The organism is Halomonas sp. ANAO-440 (assembly GCF_019915905.1).
In the GTDB taxonomy this organism is placed as follows: domain Bacteria; phylum Pseudomonadota; class Gammaproteobacteria; order Pseudomonadales; family Halomonadaceae; genus Halomonas; species Halomonas chromatireducens.
In genome coordinates, this window is sequence record NZ_JAHXBV010000001.1 from 23,546 (window position 1) to 50,424 (window position 26,879).

Below are 26,879 nucleotides of genomic sequence, written 5' to 3' on the forward strand. Positions count from 1 at the left end.
ATGGCGACCCGAGACGGCACGAACGATATGGCGCACCTAGCGCTTAAAGAGGACACCATGCCCGAATACCGCTCCCGTACCACCACCGCCGGTCGCAACATGGCCGGCGCCCGCGCCCTGTGGCGTGCCACCGGCATGAAGGACGAGGATTTCCACAAGCCGATCATCGCCGTGGCCAACTCCTTCACCCAGTTCGTGCCGGGGCACGTGCATCTGAAGGACATGGGCCAGCTGGTGGCCCGGGAGATCGAGAAGGCAGGTGGCGTCGCCAAGGAGTTCAATACCATTGCGGTGGACGACGGCATCGCCATGGGTCATGACGGCATGCTCTATTCCTTGCCGAGCCGCGACATCATCGCCGACAGCGTCGAGTACATGGTCAACGCCCACTGTGCCGACGCCCTGGTGTGCATCTCCAACTGCGACAAGATCACGCCCGGCATGCTGATGGCCGCCATGCGTCTCAATATACCGGTGATCTTCGTCTCCGGTGGCCCCATGGAGGCGGGCAAGACCAAGCTTCTCGACCACAACATCGACCTGATCGATGCGATGATCTATGCCGCCGATGACAGCTACAGCGATGAGGACATCGCCGAGATCGAGCGTAGCGCCTGCCCCACCTGTGGTAGCTGTTCAGGGATGTTCACCGCCAATTCCATGAACTGCCTGATGGAGGCGCTGGGCCTGGCGCTGCCGGGCAACGGTACGGTGCTGGCGACCCATAGCGACCGGCGCCGGCTGTTCGAGGAAGCGGGACACCGAATCGTCGACCTGGCCAAGCGCTACTACGAGGGCAACGAGGCGCACCTGTTGCCCCGGGCCATCGGCTCCAAGGCGGCCTTCCGGAATGCCATGACCCTGGATATCGCCATGGGCGGTTCCACCAACACCATCCTGCACCTGCTGGCTGCCGCCCAGGAGGGCGAGATCGACTTCACCATGGCCGACATCGACCGGCTGTCGCGGGAGGTGCCGCAGCTTTGCAAGCTGGCACCCAACACCCAGCAGTACCATATCGAGGACTGCCACCGCGCCGGCGGCATCATGGCGATCCTCGGTGAGCTGGAGCGTGCCGGGGTGCTGGATACCCGGGTGCCCACCGTCTATGGTGACACACTCAAGGACGCCCTGGACGAGTGGGATATCATGCGCTCGCCCAGTCCCGAGGTGGTCGATTTCTACAAGGCAGGCCCCGGTGGCATCCCCACCCAGACCGCCTTTTCCCAGAGCGCCCGCTGGCCGAGCCTGGATGGCGATCGTGCCACCGGCTGTATCCGCGACCTTGAGCACGCCTTTTCCCGGGAAGGCGGCCTGGCCGTGCTGTTCGGCAATATCGCCGAGGACGGCTGCGTGGTAAAGACCGCCGGCGTCGACGACTCCATTCTGGTGTTCGAGGGGCCGGCCCATGTGGTCGAGTCCCAGGACCAGGCGGTGGAGCATGTCCTCGAGGGCAAGGTGAAAGCGGGCGAGGTGGTGGTGATTCGCTACGAGGGACCCAAGGGCGGGCCCGGTATGCAGGAGATGCTCTATCCGACCTCCTACCTGAAGTCCAAGGGGCTGGGCAAGGCGTGTGCGTTGCTCACCGACGGCCGCTTCTCCGGCGGTACCTCGGGGCTCTCCATCGGCCACGCCTCTCCCGAAGCCGCGGCGGGCGGTGCCATCGGCCTGGTACGTTCCGGCGACATCATTCGCATCGATATTCCCAATCGCTCGATCGACGTCAAGCTGAGCGACGCCGAACTCGCAGCGCGGCGTGAAGCGGAAGAGGCGCGCGGCAGTCAGGCCTGGAAGCCGAGCATCCAGCGCACCCGCAAGGTGTCGGCGGCGCTCAAGGCATACGCGTTGCTGGCCACCTCTGCCGACAAGGGGGCAGTGCGCGACCTCGCCAAGCTCGATTGATCCTCGACCGCTCCGCACGCCGGGTCCTTTCCCGGCGTACCGATGCTATCAGCGAGATTTACATGATGAAGCAGACCTACGGTGTTGGCCTGGTCGGTTTCGGCACCGCCGGCCGTGTCTTTCATGCACCGCTGATACAGGCCGCCCCCGGGCTGGAGCTGTTGGCCGTGGTCAGCAGTGCGCCGGAGCGGGTGCGTGAAACCCTGCCCGAGGTGGATGTACTACCCAAGGCGGCGGCGCTCTTTGCACGGAGCGATATCGACCTGGTGGTGATTGCCACCCCCAACGATACCCACTACCCGCTGGGCAAGGCGGCGCTGGTGGCCGGCAAGCACCTGGTCATCGACAAGCCCTTCACCGTATCGGTGCCGGAGGCTCGGCTGCTGAAGGTCGAGGCCGAAAAGCAGGAGCGGATGATCAGCGTCTTTCACAATCGTCGCTGGGACAGTGACTTCCTCACCCTCCGGGCACTGCTGGCGTCGGGCCGCCTGGGACGTCCGGTGTCCCTGGAGCTCCGTTTCGACCGCTACCGGCCTCTGGTCGCCGATCGCTGGCGCGAGAAGCAGAAGCCCGGCAGCGGTATCTGGTACGATCTGGGCGCCCATCTGCTCGATCAGGTCAATGTCCTGTTCGGCATGCCGAGGGCCATTCTGCTGGACCTGAAGGCTGCCCGGGATGGAGCCGAGGTGGACGATGATTTCCTGGCCCTGCTCGACTACGGCGACCTGCGGGTGACGCTGAAGGCCAGCTCGTTGGTTGCCCACCCGACGCCGCAGCTGGCGCTGCACGGCACTCAGGGCAGTTTCGTCAAGTATGGTCGCGATCCCCAGGAGAACTGGCTGCGTGTGGGCCAGGTGCCGACCCCCTTCTGGGGTATCGACGAGCGCCCCGGCCGCCTGACGCTGAACGAGGGAGAGGGTGACGCGGTTTCTTTGGTGGGCCAGGAGCATCCTGGAATGCCCGGCAACTATCCTGCCTACTATGCCGCCGTTGCCGATGCCCTCGCCGGGCGAATGCCGCCACCCGTTACTGTGGATGAAGCGCTTGATGTCATGTGGTTGCTGGAGGCGGGGATGGACAGCCACCGGCAGGAGCGTTGGATACGCATCAAGGAAGGTAGCGGTATGCCGCGCTATCTGCAGGCATAGGACACGGTATTCTCGCTCTGCTGGCCTTTACCAGCTCATGGAGGTGTCCTCCCTGCGCCGCTGGCGCAGGGTGTCGCGGGCGATGAAAAGCGCCGCGATGGCGCGCGCTTCATGGAAATCCTCGCGTAATAGCAGGGCCGGGAGTTCCTCCAGGGCATGGGTCTCGACCACCAGCTGTTCCGGCTCGTCGCCGGGCAGCCGTTTTGGGTAGAGGTCGGTTGCCAGCATCACCTGCATGCGATGACGCATGTAGTTGGGGGCCAGCGACAGTTCCACCAGTGGCTCGATACGATGGGCACCGAATCCGCACTCCTCCATCAGTTCGCGGTTGGCGGCAGTGATTGGATCCTCTCCAGGGTCGACCAGGCCCTTGGGCAGGGTGAGCACATAGTCCTCGAAGCCTGCCGCATATTCGCGGATCAACAGCACATGCTCCGGGTCCGGCATGGCGATGATCATGACCGCGCCGTGATCGCTGCCGGTCAGCCGTTCGAAGGTGCGCTCGGCACCGTTGGCAAAGCGAAGTTCCAGCGACTCGATGTGAAACAGACGACTTCTGGCCACCGACTGGCGTGACAGGACCTGGGGTTTCTGCAGATAGTATGTCTCGGACATGAGAGCTCCGTTGCGAACAGGCGAGCCGACGGCGATCTGAACTTGCTGGCCAGGCATGCGCCGAGGGGGTCGATTGAGTACAATATCACGCCTTTCACCGTACTGACGCCACCGGGAGTCGCCATGATCGACTGGCGCGCCATCGATACCGTTCTGCTGGATATGGACGGCACCTTGCTTGATCTCCATTTCGACAGCCATTTCTGGCTGGAGCATCTGCCCAGGCGCTATGTGGAGTTGCATCGGCTGGATGAAGCGACCCAGGAAGTCCTGCGGGCGCGCATCATTCGTGAAAAAGGGACGCTCAACTGGTATAGCCTGGCCTACTGGAGTCGCGAGCTGGGGGTAGACATCGTTGCGCTCAAGCGCGAGATCCAGCACCTCATCGGCCTGCGCAGCGATGCTCTGGATTTCCTCGAGTGGCTCAAGCAGGCCCACCCCCGCGTCGTGCTGGCGACCAATGCCGACCGCGAGAGCCTGGAACTGAAGCTGCCGATCACCGGTCTCGAGAACTACCTGGACGCCATCGTCTCCTCGGCCGACCTGGGCGTGCCCAAGGAAGCCCAGGAATTCTGGTTCGCGCTGCAGGAGGTCGAGCCCTTCGATCCTGCCCGCACCCTGTTCATCGACGACAATCCGGACGTGTTGGAAAGTGCGCGGGAGTATGGCATTCGACACCTGCTGGGGATCAAGCAGCCCGACAGCACCCGGCCGGAGAAGGAGCTGAAGGAGTTTATCGTCCTGGATCGCTTCGCCGCCATCCTGCCGGAGACGCTGCCGCCGGAAGTCCGTGCTGACAAGTCTCAGCGAGGAGAGAATGGATAGGGAGGTGAGAATGAATAGGGAGGAGAAAAATGGATAGTGTCCGCCTCGACAAATGGCTCTGGGCCGCGCGCTTCTTCAAGACACGGGCCCTGGCCAAGAAGGCCATCGAAGGTGGCAAGGTCCACTACAACGGTGCCCGTGCCAAGACCAGCAAGAGTGTCGAAGTCGGGGCGCTGGTTCGCGTGCCCCAGGGCTGGGACCACTGGGAAGTGGAGGTCGTGGCGCTGTCCGACCAGCGACGTGGTGCCTCCGAGGCGCGTGAGCTCTACCGCGAGACGCCCGAGAGTGAAGCACGACGCCTGCGCGAAGCCGAGGGCCGGCGCCTCACCAACCAGGCCATGCAGCATCCTCTGCGTCGACCCGACAAGAAGCAGCGCCGGGACATCCATCGCTTTCAGCGTCAGCATGACGAATAAACGAGCCCCTTTACGAGACCGTACGCCATGAGCGACCAGATTCAGCGTTTTCTCTTCGAGCGCACCAATGTGCGTGGCGAGATCGTCACCCTCGAGCGCGCCTATGGCGATGTGCTCGACCGCCACGGGTACCCGCCTGCAATCAACCGGCTGCTGGGGGAGCTGCTCTCGGCCGTTGCCCTGCTCACCGATACCGTCAAGCTTGACGGCATCCTCAGTATCGAGGTGCGTGGCCAGGGAGCGCTGTCGCTGTTGATGGCCGAGTCCAACCCCGGCGGCGAGCTGCGCGCCATTGCGCGCCTGGCCGAGGGCACCGACCTGCCCGATGACAGCCAGGGCTTTCGCGACCTGGTTGGCGACGGCCATATCGTGATCACCCTGGACCCGAAGGATGGCAATCGTTACCAGGGTATCGTGGCACTGGAGTACGACAGCCTGGCCGAGTGCCTGGAAGCCTATTTCTCCCAGTCCGAACAGCTGCCCACTTTCCTGCGGCTGACATCGGACGGTGCGCGTACCGGTGGGCTGCTGCTGCAGCGCCTGCCCGACGACTCGTTGAACCAGGACGACGATGCCTGGGAGCGAAGCGTGCATCTGGCCAGAACCCTGCGCAGCGACGAGCTTCTGGAACTCGACCAGCGTGAGGTGCTGTATCGCCTTTACCATGAAGAGACGGTGCGCGTCTTTGAACCCAAGCCGTTGCGCTTCGGCTGTACCTGTTCCCGCGCCCGCATTGGTGAGGCTTTGTTGAGCCTCGGGGAGAGGGAGCTGCGCGAGGTATTGGCCGAGCAGGGCGAGATCGAGACCCAGTGTCACTTCTGCCATACCCACTACCGTTTCGGCGAGGCCGAAGTGGAAGCGCTGTTGGCGGAGCCGGACGGTGAGGGGCGAACACTGCACTGAGCGCGCGTTCATGGCGGATTTGCTGCCAGCGCTTCACTACAAGATATCCTGCGCGTCGAATGCTGCATGGCACAAATGCGATAGTGTTCAACCTGCTGCGATATGGTGTTGATGTAGTAGTAAAACTACAAGAACTTCGGCTAACGAGAGCATTTCCTGTGGGCTGCCTTTTTGCCATAATGGCGCCGCCTTATGGCCGATCGGCTAGAGACAAGACGGGATACATCCGCACGGACGATCGGACACCTCATAGCAAAGGGCGTTATGGACGCCTGGCCCACGAGAGAGAACCGGCCGCAAGGCCCAGGAAATCACATGACCACATCCCAAGCCGCTCCTCAAGCACACGTCAATCTCAGCAGCGCCGAACTCATCGAACGGTCAGTGGCGCGTGGTGAAGGCCGCCTGGCTGCCAATGGTGCCCTGGTGGTTAACACCGGCGAGCGCACCGGCCGCTCCCCCAAGGACCGCTTCATCGTCGATGAGCCCTCGACCAGCGCCCAGATCGACTGGGGCAGTGTCAATCGTCCCTTCCCGGCTGAGCATTTCGATGCCCTGTGGGAGCGTGTCGAGGCGTACCTGAGCAGTGGCGAGCGCTTCGTGTCCGAGCTGCATGTGGGCAGTGATCCAACCCATTACCTGCCGGTGCGCGTGACTACCGAGACGGCCTGGCACAACCTCTTCGGACGCACCATGTTCGTGCGCCCGGAAGGCTACAACCCGTCCGCCAAGGACGAGTGGACCATTCTCAACGCGCCTTTCTTCGTGTGTGAGCCAAACCGTGACGGCACCAACTCCGATGGCACCGTCATCATCAACTTCGCCCAGAAGAAGGTGCTGATCGCCGGCATGCGCTACGCCGGCGAAATGAAGAAAGCGATGTTCTCGGTTCAGAACTTCCTGCTGCCGGCCTCCGATGTGTTGCCCATGCACTGCTCGGCCAACGTTGGCGAGGATGGCGAAACGGCACTGTTCTTCGGCCTATCCGGCACCGGCAAGACAACACTTTCCGCCGACCCGGCTCGCTACCTGATCGGCGACGACGAGCACGGCTGGGGCCCAGGCACCGTGTTCAACATCGAAGGTGGCTGCTACGCCAAGTGCATCGATCTTTCGGCCAAGAACGAGCCGGTGATCTGGGATGCCATCAAGTTCGGCACCGTGCTGGAGAACGTCGTGCTCGACGACCGTCGCGAGCCGGACTACACCGACGACAGCCTGACCCAGAACTCCCGCGCCGCCTACCCGCTTGAGCATGTGGGCAAGCGCGTGCCGGAGAACCGTGCCGGCGAGCCCAACGCCATCATCTTCCTGACCTGCGACATGTCAGGCGTTCTGCCCCCGGTGTCGGTGCTCTCCAAGGAAGCTGCTGCCTACCACTTCCTCTCCGGCTATACCGCCAAGGTTGGTTCCACCGAGATGGGCTCCTCCGCCGGGCTCGAAGCCACCTTCTCCACCTGCTTCGGTGCGCCTTTCTTCCCGCGTCCGGCGCGTGAATACGCCGACCTGCTGATCAAGCGTGTCGAAGCCAAGGATGCCCAGGTCTATCTGGTCAATACCGGCTGGACCGGCGGTGCCTATGGCGAAGGCGGCTCGCGTTTCTCGATTCCGACCACTCGGGCCATCATCAGCGCTATCCAGTCCGGCGTGCTGCGCGAGATCGAGACCAAGCGCATCGAAGGCCTCAACCTGAACGTGCCGGTGTCGGTGCCGGGCGTCGACTCGCGTCTGCTCGACCCGCGCGAGACCTGGGAAGACCCGTCCGCCTATGATCGCAACCTTCGTGACCTGGCAGCCAAGTTCGTCGACAACTTCAAGAAGTTCGACGGCGTCAGCGAAGCCATCGTCAAGGCCGGACCCAGCCTGACCTGAGGCGAACCCGCCGAGGTTCCAGCGGTCTGAACGGGGAAGGACAATCGTCCTTCCCCGTTTCGTTGTGCGTCCCGCCTGATGGTCAGGCCATGCAGCCAGGGCCTGCAGGAACGAGCGGCATCAACGAGGAGTGTTGGCATGAAACGACGTCATTTTCTGGGTCTGGTCGGTGCCACCGGTGCGGTGGGGCTGCTGCCGGGAGCCGCCTGGGGCTTTCCCCGCCTGAATCTCGAACCCGCGCCGGGGCTCGAGCGGCTCGAGCTTTCCGACGAGGAGTGGCGCGAGCGGCTCACTGCGGAGCAGTACGACATCCTGCGCGACCACGGCACCGAGCCACCCTGGTCCAGCCCGCTGGACGATGAATGGCGCGAGGGAGAGTATCACTGCGCCGGCTGTGATCTGCTGCTGTTCACCAGCGCCATGAAATACGACTCCGGCACCGGCTGGCCGAGCTTCTTCGAGCATGTCGAGGGCCACCTGCTGACCCAGCTCGACTTCAGCATGATCTGGCCGCGGACGGAATATCACTGCGCCCGCTGCCACGGTCACCAGGGACATGTTTTCAGCGACGGACCCGAGCCCACCGGCCTGCGCTGGTGCAACAACGGCCTGGCGTTGACGTTTATCCCCGCTACAGCCTGAACCCCTCGATGATGTACTGGGCCAGGCCCTCCACCACCGGAGAGGCGGTCTCCGGTGATCGCAGCAGCACGATGGAGGCGTCGGGCAGGGGAGGAAAGCCGTCCGCCTCGTCGAGGATGCGCAAGTTCGGCGTAACCAGGCTCTTCATCCACGCAGACACGGCAAGACCCGCCCCGACAACCGCCTGAAGCGTGGCCAGGCTGGGGCTGCTGTAGGCGATGCGATAGGAGAGGCCGGCCCGGGTCAGGGCGTTGCAGGCGTGACGCCGGCAGAAGCAGGGCTCTTCGAACAGCGCCAGTGGCAGGGGTGACTGCCGGTGCGTCGCATGCGACTCGGCCACCACCCACACCGTTTCATCCTGAAGCAGGATCTCGCCGATCTCGTGCCCCACCTCGCGGGTCACGATACTCAGGTCGAGCTGGCCCTTCTGGCGATTGATCAGCTCGGAGGAAGGCGCGCACTGCACCTCGACATCCACCAGTGGCCAGGTATGGGAGAAGGACTTCAGGATACCCGGCAGGAAGCGCATCACGTAGTCGTCGGGCACGCCGAGCCTCACCCTCCCGACCATATCCGGTTGGCGCAGCATGGTGAGCGCTTCGCCATGCAGGTCGAGAATGCGTCGCGCATAGCCGAGCAGGGTGGCTCCCTCGCTGGTCAGCAGCATCTGGCGGCCCTGCCGTTCGAACAGCTGGCGCTGGATCACGTCCTCCTCCAGCCGCTTGATCTGCATGCTCACGGCGGATTGCGTTCGGTTTACCGCTTGTGCGGCGCGGGTGAAGCCACCGTGATCGACGATGGCGACAAAGGTGCGCAGCAGTTCATGATCGATGGTCTGGAGCATACGGATTACTCATCGGTGGCTGATCGCGGTTAACGCTTTTCATCTAACGCTTTTCATCGCTTTCTTATCAATATGGTTGATGTCATTCATCAGAAGTATTCGTTGGATTGATCTTAGCCGTTCCTCGACACTTCCTCCACACCCGGGCTTCACATATCAGGAGGAAGTCGTCATGACCAAGGAATCGATCTGCCCTGCGCCTCTCCCAGGCAGCGCCTGCGACCATCGTCAGGTCGAGCATGCCCTCGCCACGACGCGGCAACGGCTGCGGTTTATCGTACGGCTGTGGCACTGGGCGCGCCGCATGGACCGGCTCGCCCAGCTTCGTCGTGAGCGCAATCAGCTGCATGAGCTCAGCGATGAACTGCTGCGGGACATCGGCCTGACGCGCCACGAGGCCAACCGTGAGAGTCGTCGCCACTACTGGGACGATATCGGCTGGCGGCGCTGACGTTGGCTGCGGCGAGCGCGTGGCGTTTATGGTAACTTGGCGCGATCTTTTGCTGTTGCTACATCAAGGATGTCATGGACGCCACGACCCGAATCATTTCACGCCTCGCAGAAGAGCTCGCCGTTCGACCGCAGCAGGTATCGGCCACGGTTGAGCTGCTCGACGGCGGGGCCACCGTGCCCTTCATCTCGCGCTATCGCAAGGAGGTCACCGGTGGCCTCGATGACACCCAGCTGCGCCAGCTCGACGAGCGCCTGCGTTATCTGCGCGAACTCGAGGAGCGCCGCGGCACCGTGCTCACCGCCATCGAGGAACAGGGCAAGCTGACCGATGCCCTGGCGGCGCAGATCCAGGCGGCCGACACCAAGCAGCGCCTGGAAGACCTCTACCTGCCGTACAAGAAGAAGCGCCGGACCAAGGCGCAGATCGCCCGTGAGGCGGGGCTCGAGCCGCTGGCCGATGCCCTGTTCACCGACCCGACCCTGGATCCGGAGACCGAAGCCGGCCGCTATCTGCGTCCTGCAGAGGGCGATATTCCCGCCGTGGAGGATGCCAAGGCGGCACTGGATGGGGCCAGGCAGATCCTGATGGAGCGCTTCGCCGAGGACCCCGAGCTGGTCGGGCTACTGCGCGAGCGCCTGTGGAGCGAGGGCGAGCTCAGCGCCAGGGTACTGGACGGCAAGGAGCGCGAGGGCGCGAAGTTTTCCGACTACTTCGAACATGACGAGAAGCTGGCCAAGGTGCCGTCGCATCGGGCGCTGGCGATGTTCCGCGGCCGTAACGAAGGGGTGCTGACCCTGGCGATTCGCCTGCCAGGCGAAGACGAGGCGCCGATTCACCCGGCCCAGGTCGCCATCGCCCGCCACTTCAAGATTCGTGACGAGGGTCGTTCCGCCGACAAGTGGCTCGCCGACGTGGTGCGCTGGACCTGGCGGGTCAAGCTTTATACCCACCTGGAGACCGAGCTGATGGGGCGGCTGCGCGAGAGCGCCGAGCTTGCCGCCATCGGCGTCTTTGCCGCCAATCTCAAGGACCTGTTGCTGGCCGCGCCGGCGGGGCAGAAGGCGACGCTCGCCATTGACCCCGGCCTGCGCACCGGCTGCAAGGTGGCCGTGGTGGACGCCACGGGCCAGTTCCTCGAGCACGCCACCATCTATCCCCATGCGCCTCGCAACGCCTGGGACGCCTCCCTGGCCGAGCTGGCCAGGCTGGTGGAACGCCACGATGTGGCGCTGATCGCGGTGGGCAACGGCACCGCCAGTCGCGAGACCGACCGGCTCGCCGCCGACCTGCTCAAGCTGTTTGCCGGAAAAAAGGCGCTATCGAAGGTAATGGTCAGCGAGGCCGGTGCCTCGGTCTACTCCGCCTCGGAGTACGCGTCTCGGGAGCTGCCCGACCTCGACGTCACCATCCGCGGCGCGGTCTCCATCGCCCGGCGCCTGCAGGACCCGCTGGCCGAGCTGGTCAAGATCGAGCCCAAGGCGATCGGCGTGGGGCAATACCAGCACGATGTCTCCCAGCTTCAACTCTCCCGCAGCCTGGAAACCGTGATCGAGGACTGCGTCAATGCCGTCGGGGTGGATCTCAACACGGCATCGAGTGCACTGCTGTCCCGCGTGGCCGGCCTCAACCCGGCCCTGGCCGAGAATATCGTCGCCCGACGCAACGCCGAGGGCGCCTTCGTCAGCCGCAGGCAGCTCCTCGACGTGAGCCGCCTGGGCCCCAAGACCTTCGAGCAGTGCGCGGGCTTCCTGCGCATCATGAACGGTGACAATCCGCTCGATGCCAGTGCGGTCCACCCCGAGGCCTACCCGCTGGTGGAGCGCATCGCCAAGCGCAGCGGCCGGGAGCTGTCCAGCCTGATCGGCGACAGCGCCACCCTCAAGGCGGTCAAGCCCGCCGAATTCGCCGACGAGCGTTTCGGCGTGCCTACCATCAGCGATATCCTCAAGGAGCTCGACAAGCCGGGCCGTGATCCGCGGCCGGAGTTCAAGGCCGCCGAGTTCCGCGAAGGGGTGGAAACGCTCAAGGACCTGGAGCCGAGAATGATCCTGGAGGGTACCGTGACCAACGTGACCCACTTCGGCGCCTTCGTCGATATCGGCGTGCATCAGGACGGGCTGGTGCACATTTCGGCCCTGTCGGACAAGTTCGTCGATGACCCGCGCACCGTGGTCAAGGCCGGGGATATCGTCAAGGTCAAGGTGATGAGCGTGGACATCGAGCGTGCCCGCATCGCCCTTACCATGCGCCTGGACGACCAGCCGGGCGAAGAGGCCGGCGGCAAGCCGCGGCGCGGCGGTGGTGACGAACGCCGGGGCCAGGGCAAGCCGGCGCGCAGGAATGGCGGCGCGGGGCAGCAGAGCCAGCCGGCCAGCCCGGTGGGGGCCCTGGGTGCTGCGCTGCTGAAGGCAAAGAAGGGCAAGTCTTGAACCCTGCACCCCTGACGCCATACTCTCATCTACATCTGTCAGCCCATTGTCGGCCGCCCCCGGCGGCCGGTACGCTTCGACCGGGGAACCTGTATCAGGCTTCCGAGACATGGGGTCAATGCCTTGTCTGATTCATATACTGCCATCGTTTCACACCTTTCCGCTCTCGCCGCCCAGGGTCGCTTCGGTCGCCTGCTGCGGGGCATAGAGAAGGAGGGGCTGCGCGTCGATGCCCAGGGCCGCATCGCCGACACACCGCATCCCCGGGCGCTGGGCTCGAAGTTGACCCACCCCTATATCACCACCGACTACTCCGAAGCGCTGCTGGAGTACATTACCCCGGTGTACTGCCGCCCTGGCGATGCCATGGCCTTCCTGGCCGACCTGCACCGCTTCAGCTATCGCCGCCTGGGCGATGAGCTGATCTGGCCGGCCAGCATGCCGTCGCGCCTCGATGGCAACGACAGCGTGACCATCGCCGATTACGGCAGCTCCAATGTGGGCACCATGAAGCACGTCTACCGCAAGGGGCTGGACGTGCGCTATGGCCGGATCATGCAGGCTATCGCGGGCATTCATTACAACGTCTCCCTCCCCAACGAGCTGTGGGAAGTGCTGCGGGAGCGGGATGGCGCAGCCGACATCCCCATGAACGACTATCGTTCCAGTCGCTATTTCGGCCTGATTCGCAATTTCCGCCGTCACAGCTGGCTGCTGCTCTACCTGTTCGGTGCCTCGCCGGCACTGGATCGCAGCTTCCTCCCCGACGGCAAGATTCCCGACAAGCTGCAGGCCCATGGTCGCGACACCCTGATCTCGCCCCATGCCACCAGCCTGCGCATGTCGGACCTGGGCTACCAGAACAAGGTGCAGGCGCAGCTGAAGATCTGCTTCAACTCGCTGTCCAACTATGTCGGCACCCTGCGCCACGCCATTTCCACGCCCTGGCCCGCCTATGCGGCCATGGGCGTAGAGGAAAACGGCAGCTGGCAACAGCTCAATGCCAATATCCTGCAGATCGAGAACGAGTACTACAGCGACATTCGCCCCAAGCGGGTGACTCGCCAGAACGAGACCCCCAGCCAGGCGCTGGAGGCTCGCGGCGTGGAGTACATCGAGGTGCGCTGTCTCGATCTCGACCCTTCACTCGCCCTGGGTATCGACGAGCCCCGTCTGCGTTTCCTAGACACCTTCCTCATGTGGTGCCTGCTCTCCGAGAGTCCCTGGATTCCCGACGAGGAGTGCGACCGTCTCGACGACAACCGCCAGCGTGTGGTGGAGCGCGGGCGCGACCCCGAGCTACGCCTGGAGCACGATGGCAAGCGTCGCTCGGTTGCCGACTGGGGCGGGGAAATCGTAGCGGAAATGGAGCAGGTGGCCGAGCTGCTGGACCAGCTCGAAGAGGGCTCGCCGCACCGCGACGCCCTGGCAGCACAGCTGCCGAGCCTCTCCGACCCCTCGCTGACGCCATCCGGCAAGCTATTGCGCCAGCTCGAGGAGAGCGGCGAGGAGTTTGTCGATGCTGTTCTCGCCCTGGCGCAGCAGCAGGCCGAAAGGCTGCAGGCCGAGCCCATGGACCCGGCCCGCGAGGCGCTGTTCGATCAGCTGGTGGAGACCTCTCATCAACAGCAGGGCGATATCGAAGCCGGCGATGTCGAGGACTTCGACACCTTTCTGAGCCGCTACTTCGACAGTGCCCGTGAGCCCCGTGCCGCTGTGGCGGAAAGCCGGAGGGAGGGCTGATGGTTTCGTCACTGCAGCGGTTGAGCGTGCGTCACTGGAGCCTTGCCGGTCTGGCCTTCTGTGCGTTGATGATGCTGGTGGCGCTGGGACTCGAGCACATTGCCGGCCTGGAACCCTGTCCGCTCTGTATCTTCCAGCGTGTGGCGGTGCTGGCGGCGGCGGCGGTATTTCTGGTTGCTGCCATTCACAACCCACGGAGACGGATGGGCGCGGTGGCCTACAGCGGACTCTCGTTGGCCGCCGTGATCGGCGGCATCGCGGTGGCCTGGCGCCATCTCTGGCTGCAATCGCTGCCGCCGGACCAGGTGCCGAGTTGCGGCCCGGGACTCGACTACATGATGGATGTCCTGCCGCTGCGCGACGTGATGGCCATGGTGTTCTCGGGCTCCGGCGAATGCGCCGAGATCGACTTCCTGCTCATGGGTATCTCGCTGCCCGGCTGGACCCTGATCGGTTTCCTGGTGCTGGCGCTGGCCCCACTGGGCATGGTGCTGTCGGCCTTCCGGGAGCGCCGCGCCGCCCTGGCATGAATCACAGCCACCAAGGGAAGCGCTGAACGAATCGGCGAGCGGAGTGAAGCGCAAGGCGCACGGAGCGCAGGACCCGGAGCCTATGCGGTATAGGTGAGGACTCCGAGCACCGCGCAACGCAGCGATTTCTCCGCGCAGACATTTGTGCAGCGTTTCCCAAGAACAATGATGATCACAGGAGCCGCAAATGCTCTATCGGGAGTTTTCCACCCAGGAGGAGATCGACCGCGAGTATGACCCCTCGCGGGGCCGTGACCCGCTGGCGATGCCGACGCTGCTGGAAGCGTGGCGCGAGAGGAGCGAGGCCTCCCGTGCGCGCTACCGAGTGACACAGGACGTGGCCTTCGGCCCGACCCTTGCCGAATGCATGGATATTTTCCACGCCCATGGCGATTTTCAGGCGGACAGCCCCCCACCGGTACACCTCTTCATTCACGGTGGCTACTGGCGCTCGCTGAGCCACAAGGAATTCGGCTTTATCGTCGACGGCCTGGTCGAGGCCGGCATCACCGTGGCGGTGGTCAACTATGCGCTCTGTCCCGCCGTGCCGTTCAGCGAACTGGTGCGCCAGAGCCGGGCGGCGGTGGCCTGGGTGCATCGTCACGGCGAATCGCTGGGCGTCGATCCCCGCCAACTAAGCGTTTCCGGCCACTCCGCCGGCGGCCACCTCTGTGCCATGCTGCTGGCCACCGACTGGGAGGGAGACTACGGTTTGCCCGGCGACCTGATCCGTGGCGTGCTGGCGATCAGCGGTCTCTATGACCTGCGCCCCTTTCCCTGGTCATGGCTGCAGCCCAAGCTTCAGCTCACCGGGCGCGACGTTGCCGACTACAGCCCACTGTTCCAGCCCTGTCGGGTACCGGCCAGGGTTTCCCTGGTGGCCGGTGGCAAGGAGTCCGGCGAGTTCGAGCGGCAGATGCTGGCCCACGCCGAGCATCTGCGTGGCCAGGGCATCGAAGTGAGTGCCGATACCCTGGAAGCCGACGACCATTTCTCCATTCTCGATCACTACCGCCCCGGTGGGCGCTTCGTCGAGTGGATCAAAAGCTTCCATCGCTGATTCCGGGGGCAGACCCCGGCACCCGAGAGACGGACACTCGAGTGCGCTGGCCTGGTAGCCCATCGCCGGTGATAACCGATCAGCGATCATGGCCCGGGGGCACCCGAGGGGTCAGGCCTTCGGCCCGCATCTGTTCTCGCATCTCTACCGGGGAGGCAGGTGGGAATTCGACGCCGCGCTCAATCATCATATCGCGGAGCTTGATAAAGTCGTTACGCAGAGGGCCGGGTTGGAGATCCTGGATTCTTAGATGAACACGCCAAGCAGTGGTCACGCCCGTTCCAGTGCGCACGTTGGGCTCGCTGCTGTGTTCCAGCAGATAGATAGCAACCTCTGGCTTCGTTCCTGAAGTGCTTAAATCAAAAGCTGTTCTACCTACCAGTGCTGATTTGGTGTCTATATCTGCACCTCGCTCTACCAGCAGCTTTACATGATCTAATGTACTGCTAATAACTGCTTTCTCAAGCAGAGGAGTATCACCATCCTTGGCATCATTGGGTGAGAGTCCACCATCAAGCATGGCTTCCAGATAGAACGTATCTTCACTCATCAGCGCGGCTCCCAGAGGGGTGCGCGCCGGCATGCCATCCATTTCATCGTCGCTGGGATGTACGCCCAGCTCCACCAGGGTGCGGATGGCATCGGTATTCTTCTGCATCATGGCGAACCACATCAGCGTCATCTGCTGCCTGCCCTGGGCATGGAGATCGACCCCTACGGCGCTCCGGCGTAGCGCAGCCATGTCGTTACTTTCGATGGCCCGGGCCAGCTCGAGCTGCGGGCCGGTAAAGATATCCTCGGCAGAGTAGTTGCGTGACATGCTGAGTCCCTTGGATGGTTGGCAGCCGCTGACGAGCAGGGTCGCCAGCAACAGAATGAAAATGGCGCAGTTGATTCGAGCGTATCGCGGCCTGGTGTTGGGCATGGTGGCTCCTGGCTATTGACCCTTGGTTAGCGGCACTGCCGGCCGGTGGCATCGGCAATGATGCGCTGGTCCTTCGCCTTCTGGGCTTCCAGCCCCTCGATGACCTGGACCATGCTGTGCCGCTCGATGGGGTTCGTTCCCCGCCCGGGGAGCCGGTAGGGCGTGCCCACCGCCGGCGGCATCAGCACGGCCAGCGCGTTGCTGCCCAGCGCGCCGAAAGCCGCGCCTTTCCATCCGCCCATCAACGAGCCGATGCCGGCTCCGGCCAGGGTCGAGCCCCAGCCATGCTCCTGCAGACTGGTAAGGATATCGCCATTGATACGGAAGGCCTGGATATTCTCGATAGCCGGCTTATGCAGCGTGCCGCCATAGCGTTCCACCGTCTTGGGATGCAACCCCGCGGCATTGAAGGTGGTGGCTGAGAGGCCGCTGGCTCGAGAAGCTGCGGATGCCAGTCCACCACCTAGTGAATGCCCTGTGATATGTATCTTCGCGCCAGACTCTTTAAGACTATTTCCAAGCGATACAGCTCTTTCATAATACTCCGCATTGATGTTCATGCCTTGAGCCAAGTTGTTCTTGATGTCTTCAGTTACAGAAAAATTGGTTCCTTTGAATGCTAGCGCGAGCTCAAGGGAGTCACCATAAATCGCAGGGTTTGGTGCATAAAAACCAGCACCAAAATTGCTATCTACTGGTTGCAGTTGTCTTGGATCGAGGTCCATATCAGCCAATAATTCCTCATCTTGGCTGATATCCGCCCACCCCGTTGGTGCAGGCTGGTCAGGATGATAGACATGCTGCGATAGGCGAGCATGCTCCACTGCCATATTGTTCCGTTCGAATCGCTCGGTTGTCGCCAGCAAGTGGGCGCGCTCGTCATTGGCCGGCATGGTTGCTGTCTTTTGCCTGGCTGCCGCAATCTGCTCCTGGCGACACCGCCAGCGGGCCGCCTTCTGCCGTGCCTCCTCCTCCGGATCGATAGCTGGCTCTTCCACTCGCGCTTCCATGGCGTCGTCATCCATGGCATCGGGCTCCGGCGTGATGCTGGTCGCAGTGGCAAGGGTGGCCGCCATGAGGCCGCCGGCTTCCATGGAGTGGCCGGCTGCCTTGAGCGTCACGTCGTCGCTTGTTTCGACAACGGCCTGCCCCGGTCGCAACGCCGCTGTGGCGGCCTGTTCCCTTCCCGAGCCAGGGCTGCCCCCGGAGTTGATCTTCACCTGGGCGCCGACGATGGTGATGCCGCTGGGGTCGAGCTTGATAAAGCTGCCGCCAGCCTTGAGGGTGATTTCGGCGCCGGACTCGATAACCGCCTTGTCGCCTGCCTTGTAGTGGATCTCCTGGCCCGCTTCCATGAGTCGCGCACGGCCGATCTTCTCATGGCGCGTGGCGCCGACGATCAGGTGGTCGTCGCCGCCGACCTGGACGTGGCGTTGACCGCGCACGGTCAGATGGTCGTCGTGGTGGATCTCACTGATTCGGTCATGGTGCACCGTGAGGAAGCTATTGTTGCCGATCTCCTCGGTGCGGTCGTTGTTGGTGAACAGCTCCAGGTCCTTCTGGGCGTGTAGCCAGATCTGTTCCCGTTCGGCCTCGTCCTCGAAGCGCAGTTCGTTGAAGCCATCGCCCTTGTGGCTCTGGGTGCGCAGCACGGTGCGGGTCTTGTGGGCCGGGAGTTCGTATGGCGGTGTGTTGACGGCGTTATAGACCCGCCCGGTAATCAGCGGCTGATCCGGATCGCCTTCGAGGAAGGACACGATCACCTCGTGCCCCATCCTGGGAATCGCGATGCTACCGTAGCCGCCACCGGCCCAGCCCTGGCTGACGCGAATCCACGCACTCGGACCGCTTTTTACAGCGGCTTCGCCGCCAGCCCCGGCGGTTACAGCGGCCTCGCCGCCAGCCCCGGCGGTTACAGCGGCTTCGCCGCCAGCCCCGGCGGTTACAGCGGCTTCGCCGCCAGCCCCGGCGGTATCAGGCTCGGCGTAGCGGTCCCAGGGAAATTGCACCTTGACCCGGCCGTGCTCGTCACAGTGGATCTCCTCGCCCTCGGGGCCGACCACGAAGGCGACCTGGGGGCCGTCGACGCGGGGCTTGGGGTTGGGCTCGGGGCGCCAGGCGGTGTCGGCGGGGGTGAGCCGCAGCTCGTTGTGGTAGCGGGTGCCTCCTGTCGCCCCCACTGCGTCCTCTTGCAGTGCCTGGGGCTGCCTGCCGTGATGCACCACCGAGACCACCTGCCAATCGCGGTTGAGGCTGTCGGCATCGTGGTCGGTGAGTACAAAACGGGTGCCGGGGGCGAGCTCGGGCAGGTCGCTCTCGGCCTCGGCGGTCAGCGCATCGTGGCGCAGGTGTTCCAGGCGGATGCGGGTGAAGGCCTCGCCGGAGGCGTCGGCCTTGTAGCGGCCGGGGTAGTCGTAATGTTCGGCCTCCAGTCCGTCTGCGACCTGTTCTTGCAGCTGGGCCTGATGTAACTGTGAATAGCTCGGCCGCTTGAAGGAGTAGTCCTTGAGCATTGCCGAGGCGGGGCGGACCCGGGACACCTGCTTGAGCTTGCGTACATGGCGCAGCGGCGGCGTGCCGCCGGCGCGGCCATGATAGGTGCGGCTGCCCAGGCTGGCCAGCACCTGGGGGGCGTCGGCGAACACCAGGCGGTGGGCGCCCCTCGCCTCATCCTCGCCTGTTTCGAAGAACTCGTGGAAGTAGAACAGTCCCTCTTCGGCGGCCAGGCGCTGAATAAAGGCCAGGTCGGTCTCGCGATACTGCACGCAGTATTCGCGCTCCGCGGGTTCGCGGGTGACGGCGAAGGCCACGCCGGTGATGCCGCGCTCGTCGCACAGGGTGTTGATGATGGTCAGCGGCGAGACGTTCTGGAAGATGCGCGAGTTGTGGCGCAGACCGAGGCGCCACAGTGCCGGCTGGATGGTCAGCGAATAGAAGGTGCGGCGGTGCCCGCGGTCGCCGCGGCCAAAGGCGGTGGCGATGCCGTGGACCCGGCGCAGGGCCTCGCCGTCCTGCCAGATCGTCAGGGTGGCGTCGCGGTCGAGATGGTCGGCGGGATCAAGGTCGGGGTCGCGGCTGGTGAGGTTGACCGACAGATGGAAGGGCTGGGAGAGCGCCTCGGTCAGCGTGAAGTCGACCACGGTGACATCGTTGGCCCCGGGGAGGGTGAGGGTGAATTGCAGACCGGTCGCGTTAGCCATGTGCCGTTCCCTGACAGATAAGCGTGACGGAGAGGAATCAATGCAGATTACCGGTCGCTTGGGAATGCTCAAGGCGGGGAAGGGTTGAGACGCAAATCGCCGATACAAATTTAAGAAATGTCTTACAAAAAACGGAAATTCCGTTGCGCCCCGGCAGTGCCGGGGCGACTCGTGCTCGGGGCGTTCGCAGGTTCAGTCGGCGGGCAGCACCGCGGTCGCTTCGATCTCGACCCTGGCGCGGTCCTCGATCAGGTCGGCGACCTGGACCATGGTCATGGCGGGGAAGTGCTTGCCCATGACTTCACGGTAGGCCGCACCCACCTCCTTGAGCCTGGCCAGGTACTCCCGCTTGTCGGTAACGTACCAGGTGAGACGTACCACATGCTGCGGGCCGGCTCCCGCCTCCTGCAGTATGCTGACGATATTGGCAAGCGCCTGGTGGATCTGGTCCACGAAATCGTCGCTCTCGAAGACCTGGTCGCCGTTCCATCCGATCTGGCCGCCGACGAAGATGGTGCGGCCGGCCGCCACGATGCCGTTGGCATAGCCCACGGCGGCCTTCCAGTTGGTAGGGTGGAGCTGCTGGTGTACGGGGGCATCATTCATCGGATAATCCTTCTGGGCAGTCGATGACAAAGTGGCGACGCATGGTGTCTGGCCAGGGCAAGGGGCGGCCGCTGTCCAGGTCGACGAGGACCAGGGTGGAGTCGCAGGTGAGTCGTGGCTGGTCACCGCAGCGGACCGTCATGCGAAGTGCCAGGCTGCTGCGGCCGACACGGCGCACGGTCAGCTCGAAGTGGAGCGTCTCTCCCAGCCGGCTGGGGGCGTGGAAGTCCGTGGCGAGGCTGGCCGTGGGTACGCCGGTACGGGACGCGACGTGCAGCTCGTTGAAGTCGTGTCCGACCACCTCGGCGAACCAGTCCTCGACCACGGAATTGAGCAGTTCGAAATAGCGCGGGTAGAAGACGATACCCGCCGGGTCGCAGTGCTGGAAACGCACCTTGCGCAGGGTGGTGAATGGCATCGGCTCGTCTCCTCAGACGCCCAGGTAGCGGTCGCGGGTAGCATCATCCAGGGCATCCGGCTGGCCTGTCCAGGCGGTGCGTCCCTTCTCCAGGATGACGCAGTTGTCGGCCAGCGGCAGCAGCTCGGAAAGCGACTTGTCGACGATCACCGTCGATTGTCCCTCCTGCTTCAGCTGTCGTATGGCCGACCAGATCTCCTTGCGGATTACCGGGGCAAGGCCCTCGGTGGCCTCGTCCAGCACCAGCAGTCGCGGGTTGGTCATCAGGGCCCGGCCGATGGCGAGCATCTGCTGCTCGCCGCCCGACAGGGTGCTGGCCATCTGATAGCGCCGCTCGGCAAGCCGGGGAAAGAGTTCTTCCACACGGGCCAGGCTCCAGTAGCCCTGTCGGGCGGTGACCACCAGGTTCTCGCGCACCGAGAGGTTGGGGAAGCAGCGCCTACCCTCGGGCACCAGGCCCAGCCCGGCCTGGGCGATGCGGTAGGCCGGCAGTCGACGCAGGTCCCTGGACTCGAACTCGATGCTGCCGCTGCGGGCCGGGGTCAGGCCGAAGATGGAGCGGATGGTGGTGGTCTTGCCCATGCCATTACGGCCCATCAGGGCGACCAGTTCACCGGCCTTGACGGTGAAATTGACGCCGAACAGGGCCTGGGAGGGGCCGTAGTAGGTGTGAATATCGGTGACGGTAAGCATCTCAGTCTCCCAGGTAGGCTTCGCGCACGTCGGGGTTACGGCGGATCTCGGTGCTGTTGCCCTGGGCGATCACGCTGCCGGCGACCAATACCGAAATACGGTCGGCGAGCCGGAACACTGCGTCCATGTCGTGCTCGATCAGCAGGATCGGTACTTCCTGCTTGAGCGCTTCCAGGAGGTTTGTCAGATGTGCAGTGCCTTCCGGCCCCAAGCCGGCCATGGGCTCGTCGAGCAGCAGGGCGCGGGGCTTGAGCGCCAGGGCGCAGGCGACTTCCACCTGGCGGCGCTCTCCGTGGGAGAGTTCGGAGACCGGCGTGTCGGCGCGATGGCCGAGCTGCATGCGCTCCAGAGCTTCCCGTGCCGGTGCCAGCAGGCTTTCGTCGCGGTGTACCGGTTTCCAGAAGCGGAAGCTGTGGCCCTGCAGCGCCTGGACTGCGATCATCACGTTGCGCAGCACCGACAGGGGTTCGGCCAGGGACGAGACCTGGAAGCTGCGGCCCAGGCCCAGGCGGGCTCGCTGGGCGACGCTCAGGGCAGTGATCTCCTGACCCGCAAGATGGACGCTGCCGGCATCTGGTTTCAGGTTGCCGGCGATCTGGCCGATCAGGGTCGACTTGCCGGCGCCGTTGGGGCCGATCAGTGCGTGGATCTCACCCCGTTGCAGCTCCAGGGAGACGTCCCGGGTGGCCTGCAGTGCCCCGAAGCGCTTCTGCAGATGGTTGAGTGTCAGTACCACGTCAGACATGTCGCTCCCTCCCGGCCAGCCAGCCCATGACGCCGTGCTTGGCAAACAGCACCACCAGCAGCAGGACCAGGCCGAGGAACAGCTTCCAGTACTCGGTCATGCCGCCTAGCAGAGTCTCCATCATCACGAACAGAATGGCGCCGGCCAGCGGGCCGTAGAGACGACCCACGCCGCCAAGTATCACGATCACCATCAGCTCGCCGGACATGTGCCAGCTCAGCATGGTCGGGCTGATGAAGCCGTTGAGATCGGCATAGAGTGCGCCGGCAAGGCCGGTGATCATCGCCGATATGACGAAAGCCACCAGGCGAATGGGGTAGGGGGAGACGCCGGCGGTGGCCAGGCGGGTGTCGTTGAGGCGTGCCATGGTCAGGGCGGCGCCGAAGCGGGATTTCATCATCCGCGAGGTGATCGCCATGGCCAGCAGCAGGCCGGAAAAGGCGATCAGGAAGAAGGTCCACGGCTGGCCGGTATCGACCAGGGGCAGGCTATTGCGGATATAGATCGGCAGGCCGTCCTCGCCGCCATAGGAAGGCCAGGAGTTGGCGAAGTAGTACATCATCTGGGCGAAGGCGAGGGTGATCATGATGAAGTAGACCCCCGTGGTGCGCAGCGAGATCGCCCCGATGGCCAGCGCCAGCAGGCCACACAGCAGTATCGTGGCCAGCCAGATCACCAGCATGCTGTCGCTCCCGGGAATCGCCACGGGCCAGCTCATCACCGGGCTGAAATCGAAGGCGTGGTAGGCGCTGATGCCGGCGATATAGCCGCCGAGGCCGAAATAGGCGGCATGGCCGAAGCTCACCATGCCACCGTAGCCGATGGCGAGGTTCAGCCCCACGGCGGCCATGGCGATCAGGGTGATCCGCGAAGCCAGGTTGACGTAGTAGACATGCCCCAGCAGGTGAGCCGCCAGGGGCGCCAGGAACAGCAGGGCCAGCAGGCCGATCTGTACCAGCCCCTTGCGGTCGAACCATGCGTTCGGCAGAGCCGGCAGGCCGGGCAGGGCAGTGGTTTCACTCTTGATCTTATCCATGGGCGGCAAACAACCCCTTTGGCTTGAACGCGAGAATGATGGCCATGAGGATGTAGACCAGCATGGCGGCCACGGCGGAGCCTACTCCGGCGGCTTCGGCCGGGCTCATGAAGTTGCGGAAGAAGCCCGGCAGGAAGACACGCCCCATGGTATCCACCACCCCGACCAGGATGGCTCCGAACAGGGCACCCTTGATCGAGCCGATGCCCCCGATGACGATCACCACGAAGGCCAGTATCAGCACCGGCTCGCCCATCCCCACCTGGACCGACTGCAAGGCGCCGACCATGGCCCCGGCCAGGCCGGCCAGCGCCGCGCCCATGGCGAAGATCAGGGTGTAGAGGCGTGCGATATTGACGCCCAGCGCGCCGATCATCTCGCGGTCGCTCTCGCCGGCGCGGATACGCATCCCCAGGCGAGTGCGTGAAATCAACAGGTAGAGCCCGATGGCAACCAGCACGCCAACGGCGATGATCACCAGCCGGTAGAGCGGATAGCGGGCGCCCCCTGGCAGGGTGACGAAGCCGGTCAGCATCTGCGGCGGGCTGAGCCACAGCGGCGAGGAGCCGAACAGCCAGCGGGTGCCCTCGGAGAAGATCAGGATCAGCGCGAAGGTGGCCAGTACCTGGTCGAGGTGGGGGCGGTGATAGAGGCGGCGAATGATCAGCAGCTCCACGAGCGCGCCGACGGCGGCGGCGGCCACTATCCCGGCACTGAGTCCCACCAGGAAGGAGCCGGTGGCAGCGGTTACCGATGCCGTGGCATAGGCACCGACCATGTAGAAGGAGCCGTGGGCCAGGTTGATCAGGCCCATGACGCCGAACACCAGGGTCAGGCCGCTGGCCATGAGAAACAGCATGGTACCCAGCTGAAGGCCGTTGAGCAGCTGCTCGAGAAACAGGGTGGCGGTCACGTCATGCATCCCGTGTCAGAAGGTGACGGAGCGCCGGGCCACAGGGGACCCGGCGCCAGTGGCTTACATCTGGCAGTCGACGGCGTAGACGTCCTGGATATCTTCGATGGCCAGGCCGACGAGGCGATTGGTGGGCTGGCCGTTCTCGCCCTCGACCACTTCGCGCACGTAGATGTCCTGGATCGGATGGTGGTTGTCGCCGAAGCGGAACTTGCCGCGCACCGAGTCGAAGTCGGCTTCGCGCAGGGCCTCGCGGAAGGCATCCTGGTCGCTCGGGTGCGCCTTCTCGAGCGCGCTGAGGATCAGGTTGGCACTGTCGAACCCTTGGGAAGCGTAGAGCGTCGGGGTGCGCTCGTAGGCTTCGCGGAAGCTGTCTACGAAGGCGCGGTTGGCATCGTTGTCCAGGTCATAGGCCCACTGCGAGGTGTTCATGGTGCCGATGGCGGCGCTGCCCACGGCCTGGATGATGATCTCGTCGAAGGAGAAGGCGGCACCGAACAGCGGCAGCTCGACGCCGGAGTTCTCGTACTGCTTCATGAACGAGATGCCCATCCCGCCGGGCAGGAAGAAGAACAGGCTGTCGGCGTCGCTGGCGCGGATCTGGGCGATCTCGGCCGCGTAGTCGTTCTGGCCCATCTGGGTGTAGATCTCGTCGACCACCTCGCCTTCGTAGCGATGCTTGAAACCGGCCAGGGCGTCGGTGCCGGCGGGGTAGTTGGGTGCCAGCAGGATCGGTCGCTCGAAGCCTTGCTCCCTCATGTAGGCGCCCATGGCCTCGTGGAGGTTGTCGTTCTGCCAGGCGACGTTGAAGTAGTTCTCGTGGCACTGCCGGCCGGCCAGGGCGGAGGGGCCGGCGTTGGGCGAAATGTAGAAGGTGCCCTGGCGCACGGCGGCGGGTACCACCGCCATGGCCAGGTTGGACCAGATGAGACCGGTCAGGATGTCGACGTTGTCGCGCTGCATGAACTCGTCGGAGAGGCTTCTGGCCAGGTCGGGGCGGTTGGCGTCGTCCTGGATCAGAACCTCGATGTCGTCGCGACCCGACTGCTCGATGGCGAGCATGAAGCCGTCACGGACATCGACACCCAGGTGAGAGCCGCCGCCGGAGAGGGTGGTGATCATGCCGATCTTGACGTCGTCGGCCTGGGCCGCCGTGAGGGCGGAGGTCATCAGCAGGCCGAGGCCGAGGCTGGCAATTGTCTTCATGGGGATTATTCCTCTTTGCGTCATGGCTTGTTGTTGGTCTTGCTGCGCTGTAATCGCTGTGCCCTTCTTTACTTATTGCCGCTGCCGTCGAGGACTGCGCTATCCGTCGCTCGGGTAGTGCTCCTGTCGTAATCGGAAGCGCTGTATCTTCCCGGTGGCCGTCTTGGGCAGTTCGTCGACGAAACGGATCGAGCGGGGGTACTTGTAGGGCGCAATGGCCTGCTTGACGAAATCCTGCAGGCGTTGCACGCAAGTCTCATCCGGCTCGATCTCGTCAGACAGTACCACGAAGGCCTCGACGATCTGCCCACGCTCTCCATTCGGTGCGCCAATCACCGCGCACTCCCGCACCTGGTCATGGGCCAGCAGCGCCGCCTCGACTTCGGGGCCGGCGATGTTGTAGCCCGCAGAGACGATCATGTCGTCGTTTCGGGCCGCGAAGTGGAAATAACCTGCTTCGTCCTGATAGAAGGCATCACCGGTGATATTCCAGCCACCCTGGACATAACCTGACTGACGGGCATCGTCCAGGTAGCGGCAGCCGGTGGGACCGCGAACCGCCAGCCGGCCCACCTCGCCCCGGGGCAGTTCGTTCATGTCGATGTCTACTACACGGGCTTCGTAACCCGTCACCGGCTTGCCCGTGCAAGCCGGGCTGTGATCGTCGAGACGGTTGGAGATGAAAATATGCAGCAGCTCCGTGGCGCCGATGCCGTCGAGGATCGGCGTACCGGTCTTCTCGATCCAGTCGTGGTAGATCGGCGGCGGCAGGGTCTCGCCGGCCGACACCGCCATCCGCAGGCTCGCCAATTCACGTCCGCTCTCCGGCGAGGCGAGCATGGTGCGGTAGGCGGTGGGGGCGGTGAACACCACCGTGGCGCGATGCTCGCGGATGATATCGAGCATGTTGGGTGGCGAGGCGCGTTCCAGCAATACCGCCGTGGCGCCGAAGCGCAGCGGAAAGATCGCCAGGCCGCCCAGGCCGAAGGTGAAGGCCAGCGGTGGCGAGCCGACGAAGACGTCGTCCGGCGTCACCTGCAGCACTTCCCTGGCGTAGCCGTCGGCGATGATCAGCAGGTCGCGATGAAAGTGCATGGTGGCCTTGGGCTTGCCGGTGGTGCCGGAGGTGAAACCGAGCAACGCCACGTCGTCGGCGGCGGTGGCCACCGCCTGGAAGTCGGTGGGCTTGTCCAGCGCCAGGCGGTCGAGTTCGGCGTCGTGATTGGCGGTGCCGTCGAAGGCGACGACACGCTGGAGAAAGGCGCTGTCCGCCGCACACTGTTCCAGTTCGTCCAGCAGGCGGCTGTCGCAAAGGGCCAGCGACACCTGGGCCTTGTCGACGATCTGGCTCAGCTCGCCGGCACGCAGCATCGGCATGGTATTGACCACCACGGCGCCGGCCTTGGTGGCGGCCAGCCAGCAGGCCACCATGGCCGGGTTGTTGGCCGAGCGGATCAGCACCCGGTTACCCGGGCGCAGGCCGAGGTCCTCCACCAGGGCATGGGCCAGGCGATTGGTCCACTCGGCAAGCTCGCGGTAGGTGCGCTGTCGGCCGTTGCCGATCAGGGCGACACGCTCGCCGTGCCCCTGCGCGACCAGTCGGTCGCAGAGTTCCACCCCCGCATTGAGGCGGTCGGGGTAGTCGAAGCCGTCGAGCAACAGTGCCGGATACTGTTCCGCCGGCGGAAGATTGTCCCGGGCGAAGGTATCGGCGTGGGCCGATGGTGTCAGCATGACCATTCTCCGTACATCGT

General features: G+C 64.3%; 23 protein-coding genes and 1 pseudogene. 12 read left to right on the forward strand and 12 right to left on the reverse strand.

Annotation, left to right across the window (positions count from 1 at the left end; all coding sequences use genetic code 11):
- Positions 1-57 precede the first annotated feature (57 nt).
- Complete coding sequence (gene ilvD, locus KZO25_RS00120) at positions 58-1,902, forward strand: dihydroxy-acid dehydratase (protein ID WP_223135429.1); 1,845 nt, start codon at positions 58-60, stop codon at positions 1,900-1,902.
- A 65-nt stretch (positions 1,903-1,967) separates the two neighbouring features.
- Entirely contained in the window at positions 1,968-3,050 is a 1,083-nt protein-coding gene (locus tag KZO25_RS00125) for an oxidoreductase (RefSeq protein ID WP_223135545.1), read from the forward strand.
- A 27-nt stretch (positions 3,051-3,077) separates the two neighbouring features.
- Here the strand turns inward: KZO25_RS00125 and nudE are convergent, their stop codons facing one another.
- Positions 3,078-3,665, reverse strand: a complete 588-nt coding sequence (nudE, locus tag KZO25_RS00130; RefSeq protein ID WP_223135430.1) for an ADP compounds hydrolase NudE — start codon at positions 3,663-3,665, stop codon at positions 3,078-3,080.
- A gap of 123 nt (positions 3,666-3,788) precedes the next feature.
- Here nudE and yrfG point away from each other — a divergent pair, with 123 nt between their 5' ends.
- From yrfG to msrB, 5 genes are all read left to right on the forward strand, one after another.
- Positions 3,789-4,490 carry a GMP/IMP nucleotidase gene (gene yrfG, locus KZO25_RS00135; RefSeq protein ID WP_223135431.1) on the forward strand — a complete coding sequence of 234 codons (702 nt, stop codon included), beginning with the start codon at positions 3,789-3,791 and terminating at the stop codon, positions 4,488-4,490.
- A gap of 29 nt (positions 4,491-4,519) precedes the next feature.
- Positions 4,520-4,906 (forward strand): ribosome-associated heat shock protein Hsp15, encoded by a 387-nt coding sequence (hslR, locus tag KZO25_RS00140; RefSeq protein WP_223135432.1) that lies wholly within the window; start codon positions 4,520-4,522, stop codon positions 4,904-4,906.
- 27 nt (positions 4,907-4,933) lie between these two features.
- Complete coding sequence (hslO, locus tag KZO25_RS00145; RefSeq protein WP_223135433.1) at positions 4,934-5,809, forward strand: Hsp33 family molecular chaperone HslO; 876 nt, start codon at positions 4,934-4,936, stop codon at positions 5,807-5,809.
- Positions 5,810-6,124: 315 nt separating this feature from the next.
- Positions 6,125-7,681 (forward strand): phosphoenolpyruvate carboxykinase, encoded by a 1,557-nt coding sequence (locus KZO25_RS00150; RefSeq protein WP_223135434.1) that lies wholly within the window; start codon positions 6,125-6,127, stop codon positions 7,679-7,681.
- A gap of 138 nt (positions 7,682-7,819) precedes the next feature.
- Positions 7,820-8,323: a peptide-methionine (R)-S-oxide reductase MsrB gene (gene msrB, locus KZO25_RS00155; RefSeq protein ID WP_066445256.1), complete on the forward strand. Its 504-nt coding sequence runs from the start codon at positions 7,820-7,822 to the stop codon at positions 8,321-8,323.
- Here msrB and KZO25_RS00160 read toward each other — a convergent pair.
- Entirely contained in the window at positions 8,313-9,173 is an 861-nt protein-coding gene (locus KZO25_RS00160; protein WP_410505364.1) for a LysR substrate-binding domain-containing protein, read from the reverse strand. The two genes, msrB and KZO25_RS00160, sit on opposite strands and share 11 nt — an antisense overlap.
- A gap of 166 nt (positions 9,174-9,339) precedes the next feature.
- On the opposite strand from KZO25_RS00160, the gene KZO25_RS19885 reads away from it, so the two are divergent.
- The 5 genes from KZO25_RS19885 (at position 9,340) to KZO25_RS00185 (ending at position 15,383) form a co-directional block, all read left to right on the forward strand.
- Positions 9,340-9,618 (forward strand): DUF1127 domain-containing protein, encoded by a 279-nt coding sequence (locus KZO25_RS19885; protein WP_262488761.1) that lies wholly within the window; start codon positions 9,340-9,342, stop codon positions 9,616-9,618.
- Between the two features lie 74 nt (positions 9,619-9,692).
- Positions 9,693-12,050: a Tex family protein gene (locus KZO25_RS00170; RefSeq protein ID WP_223135436.1), complete on the forward strand. Its 2,358-nt coding sequence runs from the start codon at positions 9,693-9,695 to the stop codon at positions 12,048-12,050.
- Positions 12,051-12,173: 123 nt separating this feature from the next.
- Positions 12,174-13,793 carry a glutamate--cysteine ligase gene (gshA, locus tag KZO25_RS00175; RefSeq protein ID WP_223135437.1) on the forward strand — a complete coding sequence of 540 codons (1,620 nt, stop codon included), beginning with the start codon at positions 12,174-12,176 and terminating at the stop codon, positions 13,791-13,793.
- On the forward strand, positions 13,793-14,323 hold the full coding sequence (locus KZO25_RS00180; protein WP_223135438.1) for a disulfide bond formation protein B: 531 nt from the start codon (positions 13,793-13,795) through the stop codon (positions 14,321-14,323). Before gshA ends, KZO25_RS00180 begins: the two co-directional genes overlap by 1 nt.
- 187 nt (positions 14,324-14,510) lie before the next feature.
- Positions 14,511-15,383 (forward strand): alpha/beta hydrolase, encoded by an 873-nt coding sequence (locus KZO25_RS00185; protein WP_223135439.1) that lies wholly within the window; start codon positions 14,511-14,513, stop codon positions 15,381-15,383.
- A 79-nt stretch (positions 15,384-15,462) separates the two neighbouring features.
- Here KZO25_RS00185 and KZO25_RS00190 read toward each other — a convergent pair whose 3' ends face one another.
- The 10 genes and pseudogenes from KZO25_RS00190 to KZO25_RS00235 all read right to left on the reverse strand — a co-directional run bounded on the left by KZO25_RS00190 (position 15,463) and on the right by KZO25_RS00235 (position 26,859).
- Positions 15,463-16,308, reverse strand: coding sequence for an ankyrin repeat domain-containing protein (locus tag KZO25_RS00190; RefSeq protein ID WP_223135440.1), 846 nt, complete (start codon positions 16,306-16,308; stop codon positions 15,463-15,465).
- 1,142 nt (positions 16,309-17,450) lie between these two features.
- Positions 17,451-19,508, reverse strand: a pseudogene (gene tssI / locus KZO25_RS00195) (type VI secretion system tip protein TssI/VgrG); the annotation flags it as partial.
- 192 nt (positions 19,509-19,700) lie between these two features.
- Positions 19,701-20,114 carry a RidA family protein gene (locus tag KZO25_RS00200; protein ID WP_223135442.1) on the reverse strand — a complete coding sequence of 138 codons (414 nt, stop codon included), beginning with the start codon at positions 20,112-20,114 and terminating at the stop codon, positions 19,701-19,703.
- Positions 20,107-20,532, reverse strand: coding sequence for an acyl-CoA thioesterase (locus KZO25_RS00205; protein WP_223135443.1), 426 nt, complete (start codon positions 20,530-20,532; stop codon positions 20,107-20,109). The genes KZO25_RS00200 and KZO25_RS00205 overlap by 8 nt, the downstream gene beginning before the upstream one ends.
- Positions 20,533-20,544: 12 nt before the next feature.
- Entirely contained in the window at positions 20,545-21,225 is a 681-nt protein-coding gene (locus KZO25_RS00210; protein WP_223135444.1) for an ABC transporter ATP-binding protein, read from the reverse strand.
- 1 nt (position 21,226) lies between these two features.
- Complete coding sequence (locus tag KZO25_RS00215) at positions 21,227-21,970, reverse strand: ABC transporter ATP-binding protein (protein ID WP_223135445.1); 744 nt, start codon at positions 21,968-21,970, stop codon at positions 21,227-21,229.
- Positions 21,963-23,006 (reverse strand): branched-chain amino acid ABC transporter permease, encoded by a 1,044-nt coding sequence (locus KZO25_RS00220; protein ID WP_223135446.1) that lies wholly within the window; start codon positions 23,004-23,006, stop codon positions 21,963-21,965. Before KZO25_RS00220 ends, KZO25_RS00215 begins: the two co-directional genes overlap by 8 nt.
- On the reverse strand, positions 22,999-23,919 hold the full coding sequence (locus tag KZO25_RS00225) for a branched-chain amino acid ABC transporter permease (protein ID WP_223135447.1): 921 nt from the start codon (positions 23,917-23,919) through the stop codon (positions 22,999-23,001). The genes KZO25_RS00220 and KZO25_RS00225 overlap by 8 nt, the downstream gene beginning before the upstream one ends.
- Positions 23,920-23,982: 63 nt before the next feature.
- Positions 23,983-25,125: an ABC transporter substrate-binding protein gene (locus KZO25_RS00230; RefSeq protein WP_223135448.1), complete on the reverse strand. Its 1,143-nt coding sequence runs from the start codon at positions 25,123-25,125 to the stop codon at positions 23,983-23,985.
- A 99-nt stretch (positions 25,126-25,224) separates the two neighbouring features.
- A complete protein-coding gene (locus tag KZO25_RS00235; protein ID WP_223135449.1) occupies positions 25,225-26,859 on the reverse strand; it encodes a benzoate-CoA ligase family protein in 1,635 nt (544 codons plus the stop codon).
- Positions 26,860-26,879 lie beyond the last annotated feature (20 nt).

Excerpts from the sequence above, each read along its gene's own strand:
- ilvD (WP_223135429.1), top strand. The coding sequence starts at position 58 with ATGCCCGAATACCGCTCCCGTACCACCACCGCCGGTCGCAACATGGCC.
- KZO25_RS00125 (WP_223135545.1), top strand. The coding sequence starts at position 1,968 with ATGAAGCAGACCTACGGTGTTGGCCTGGTCGGTTTCGGCACCGCCGGC.
- nudE (WP_223135430.1), bottom strand. The coding sequence starts at position 3,665 with ATGTCCGAGACATACTATCTGCAGAAACCCCAGGTCCTGTCACGCCAG.
- yrfG (WP_223135431.1), top strand. The coding sequence starts at position 3,789 with ATGATCGACTGGCGCGCCATCGATACCGTTCTGCTGGATATGGACGGC.
- hslR (WP_223135432.1), top strand. The coding sequence starts at position 4,520 with ATGGATAGTGTCCGCCTCGACAAATGGCTCTGGGCCGCGCGCTTCTTC.
- hslO (WP_223135433.1), top strand. The coding sequence starts at position 4,934 with ATGAGCGACCAGATTCAGCGTTTTCTCTTCGAGCGCACCAATGTGCGT.
- KZO25_RS00150 (WP_223135434.1), top strand. The coding sequence starts at position 6,125 with ATGACCACATCCCAAGCCGCTCCTCAAGCACACGTCAATCTCAGCAGC.
- msrB (WP_066445256.1), top strand. The coding sequence starts at position 7,820 with ATGAAACGACGTCATTTTCTGGGTCTGGTCGGTGCCACCGGTGCGGTG.
- KZO25_RS19885 (WP_262488761.1), top strand. The coding sequence starts at position 9,340 with ATGACCAAGGAATCGATCTGCCCTGCGCCTCTCCCAGGCAGCGCCTGC.
- KZO25_RS00170 (WP_223135436.1), top strand. The coding sequence starts at position 9,693 with ATGGACGCCACGACCCGAATCATTTCACGCCTCGCAGAAGAGCTCGCC.
- KZO25_RS00180 (WP_223135438.1), top strand. The coding sequence starts at position 13,793 with ATGGTTTCGTCACTGCAGCGGTTGAGCGTGCGTCACTGGAGCCTTGCC.
- KZO25_RS00185 (WP_223135439.1), top strand. The coding sequence starts at position 14,511 with ATGCTCTATCGGGAGTTTTCCACCCAGGAGGAGATCGACCGCGAGTAT.
- KZO25_RS00190 (WP_223135440.1), bottom strand. The coding sequence starts at position 16,308 with ATGCCCAACACCAGGCCGCGATACGCTCGAATCAACTGCGCCATTTTC.
- KZO25_RS00200 (WP_223135442.1), bottom strand. The coding sequence starts at position 20,114 with ATGAATGATGCCCCCGTACACCAGCAGCTCCACCCTACCAACTGGAAG.
- KZO25_RS00205 (WP_223135443.1), bottom strand. The coding sequence starts at position 20,532 with ATGCCATTCACCACCCTGCGCAAGGTGCGTTTCCAGCACTGCGACCCG.
- KZO25_RS00210 (WP_223135444.1), bottom strand. The coding sequence starts at position 21,225 with ATGCTTACCGTCACCGATATTCACACCTACTACGGCCCCTCCCAGGCC.
- KZO25_RS00215 (WP_223135445.1), bottom strand. The coding sequence starts at position 21,970 with ATGTCTGACGTGGTACTGACACTCAACCATCTGCAGAAGCGCTTCGGG.
- KZO25_RS00220 (WP_223135446.1), bottom strand. The coding sequence starts at position 23,006 with ATGGATAAGATCAAGAGTGAAACCACTGCCCTGCCCGGCCTGCCGGCT.
- KZO25_RS00230 (WP_223135448.1), bottom strand. The coding sequence starts at position 25,125 with ATGAAGACAATTGCCAGCCTCGGCCTCGGCCTGCTGATGACCTCCGCC.
- KZO25_RS00235 (WP_223135449.1), bottom strand. The coding sequence starts at position 26,859 with ATGCTGACACCATCGGCCCACGCCGATACCTTCGCCCGGGACAATCTT.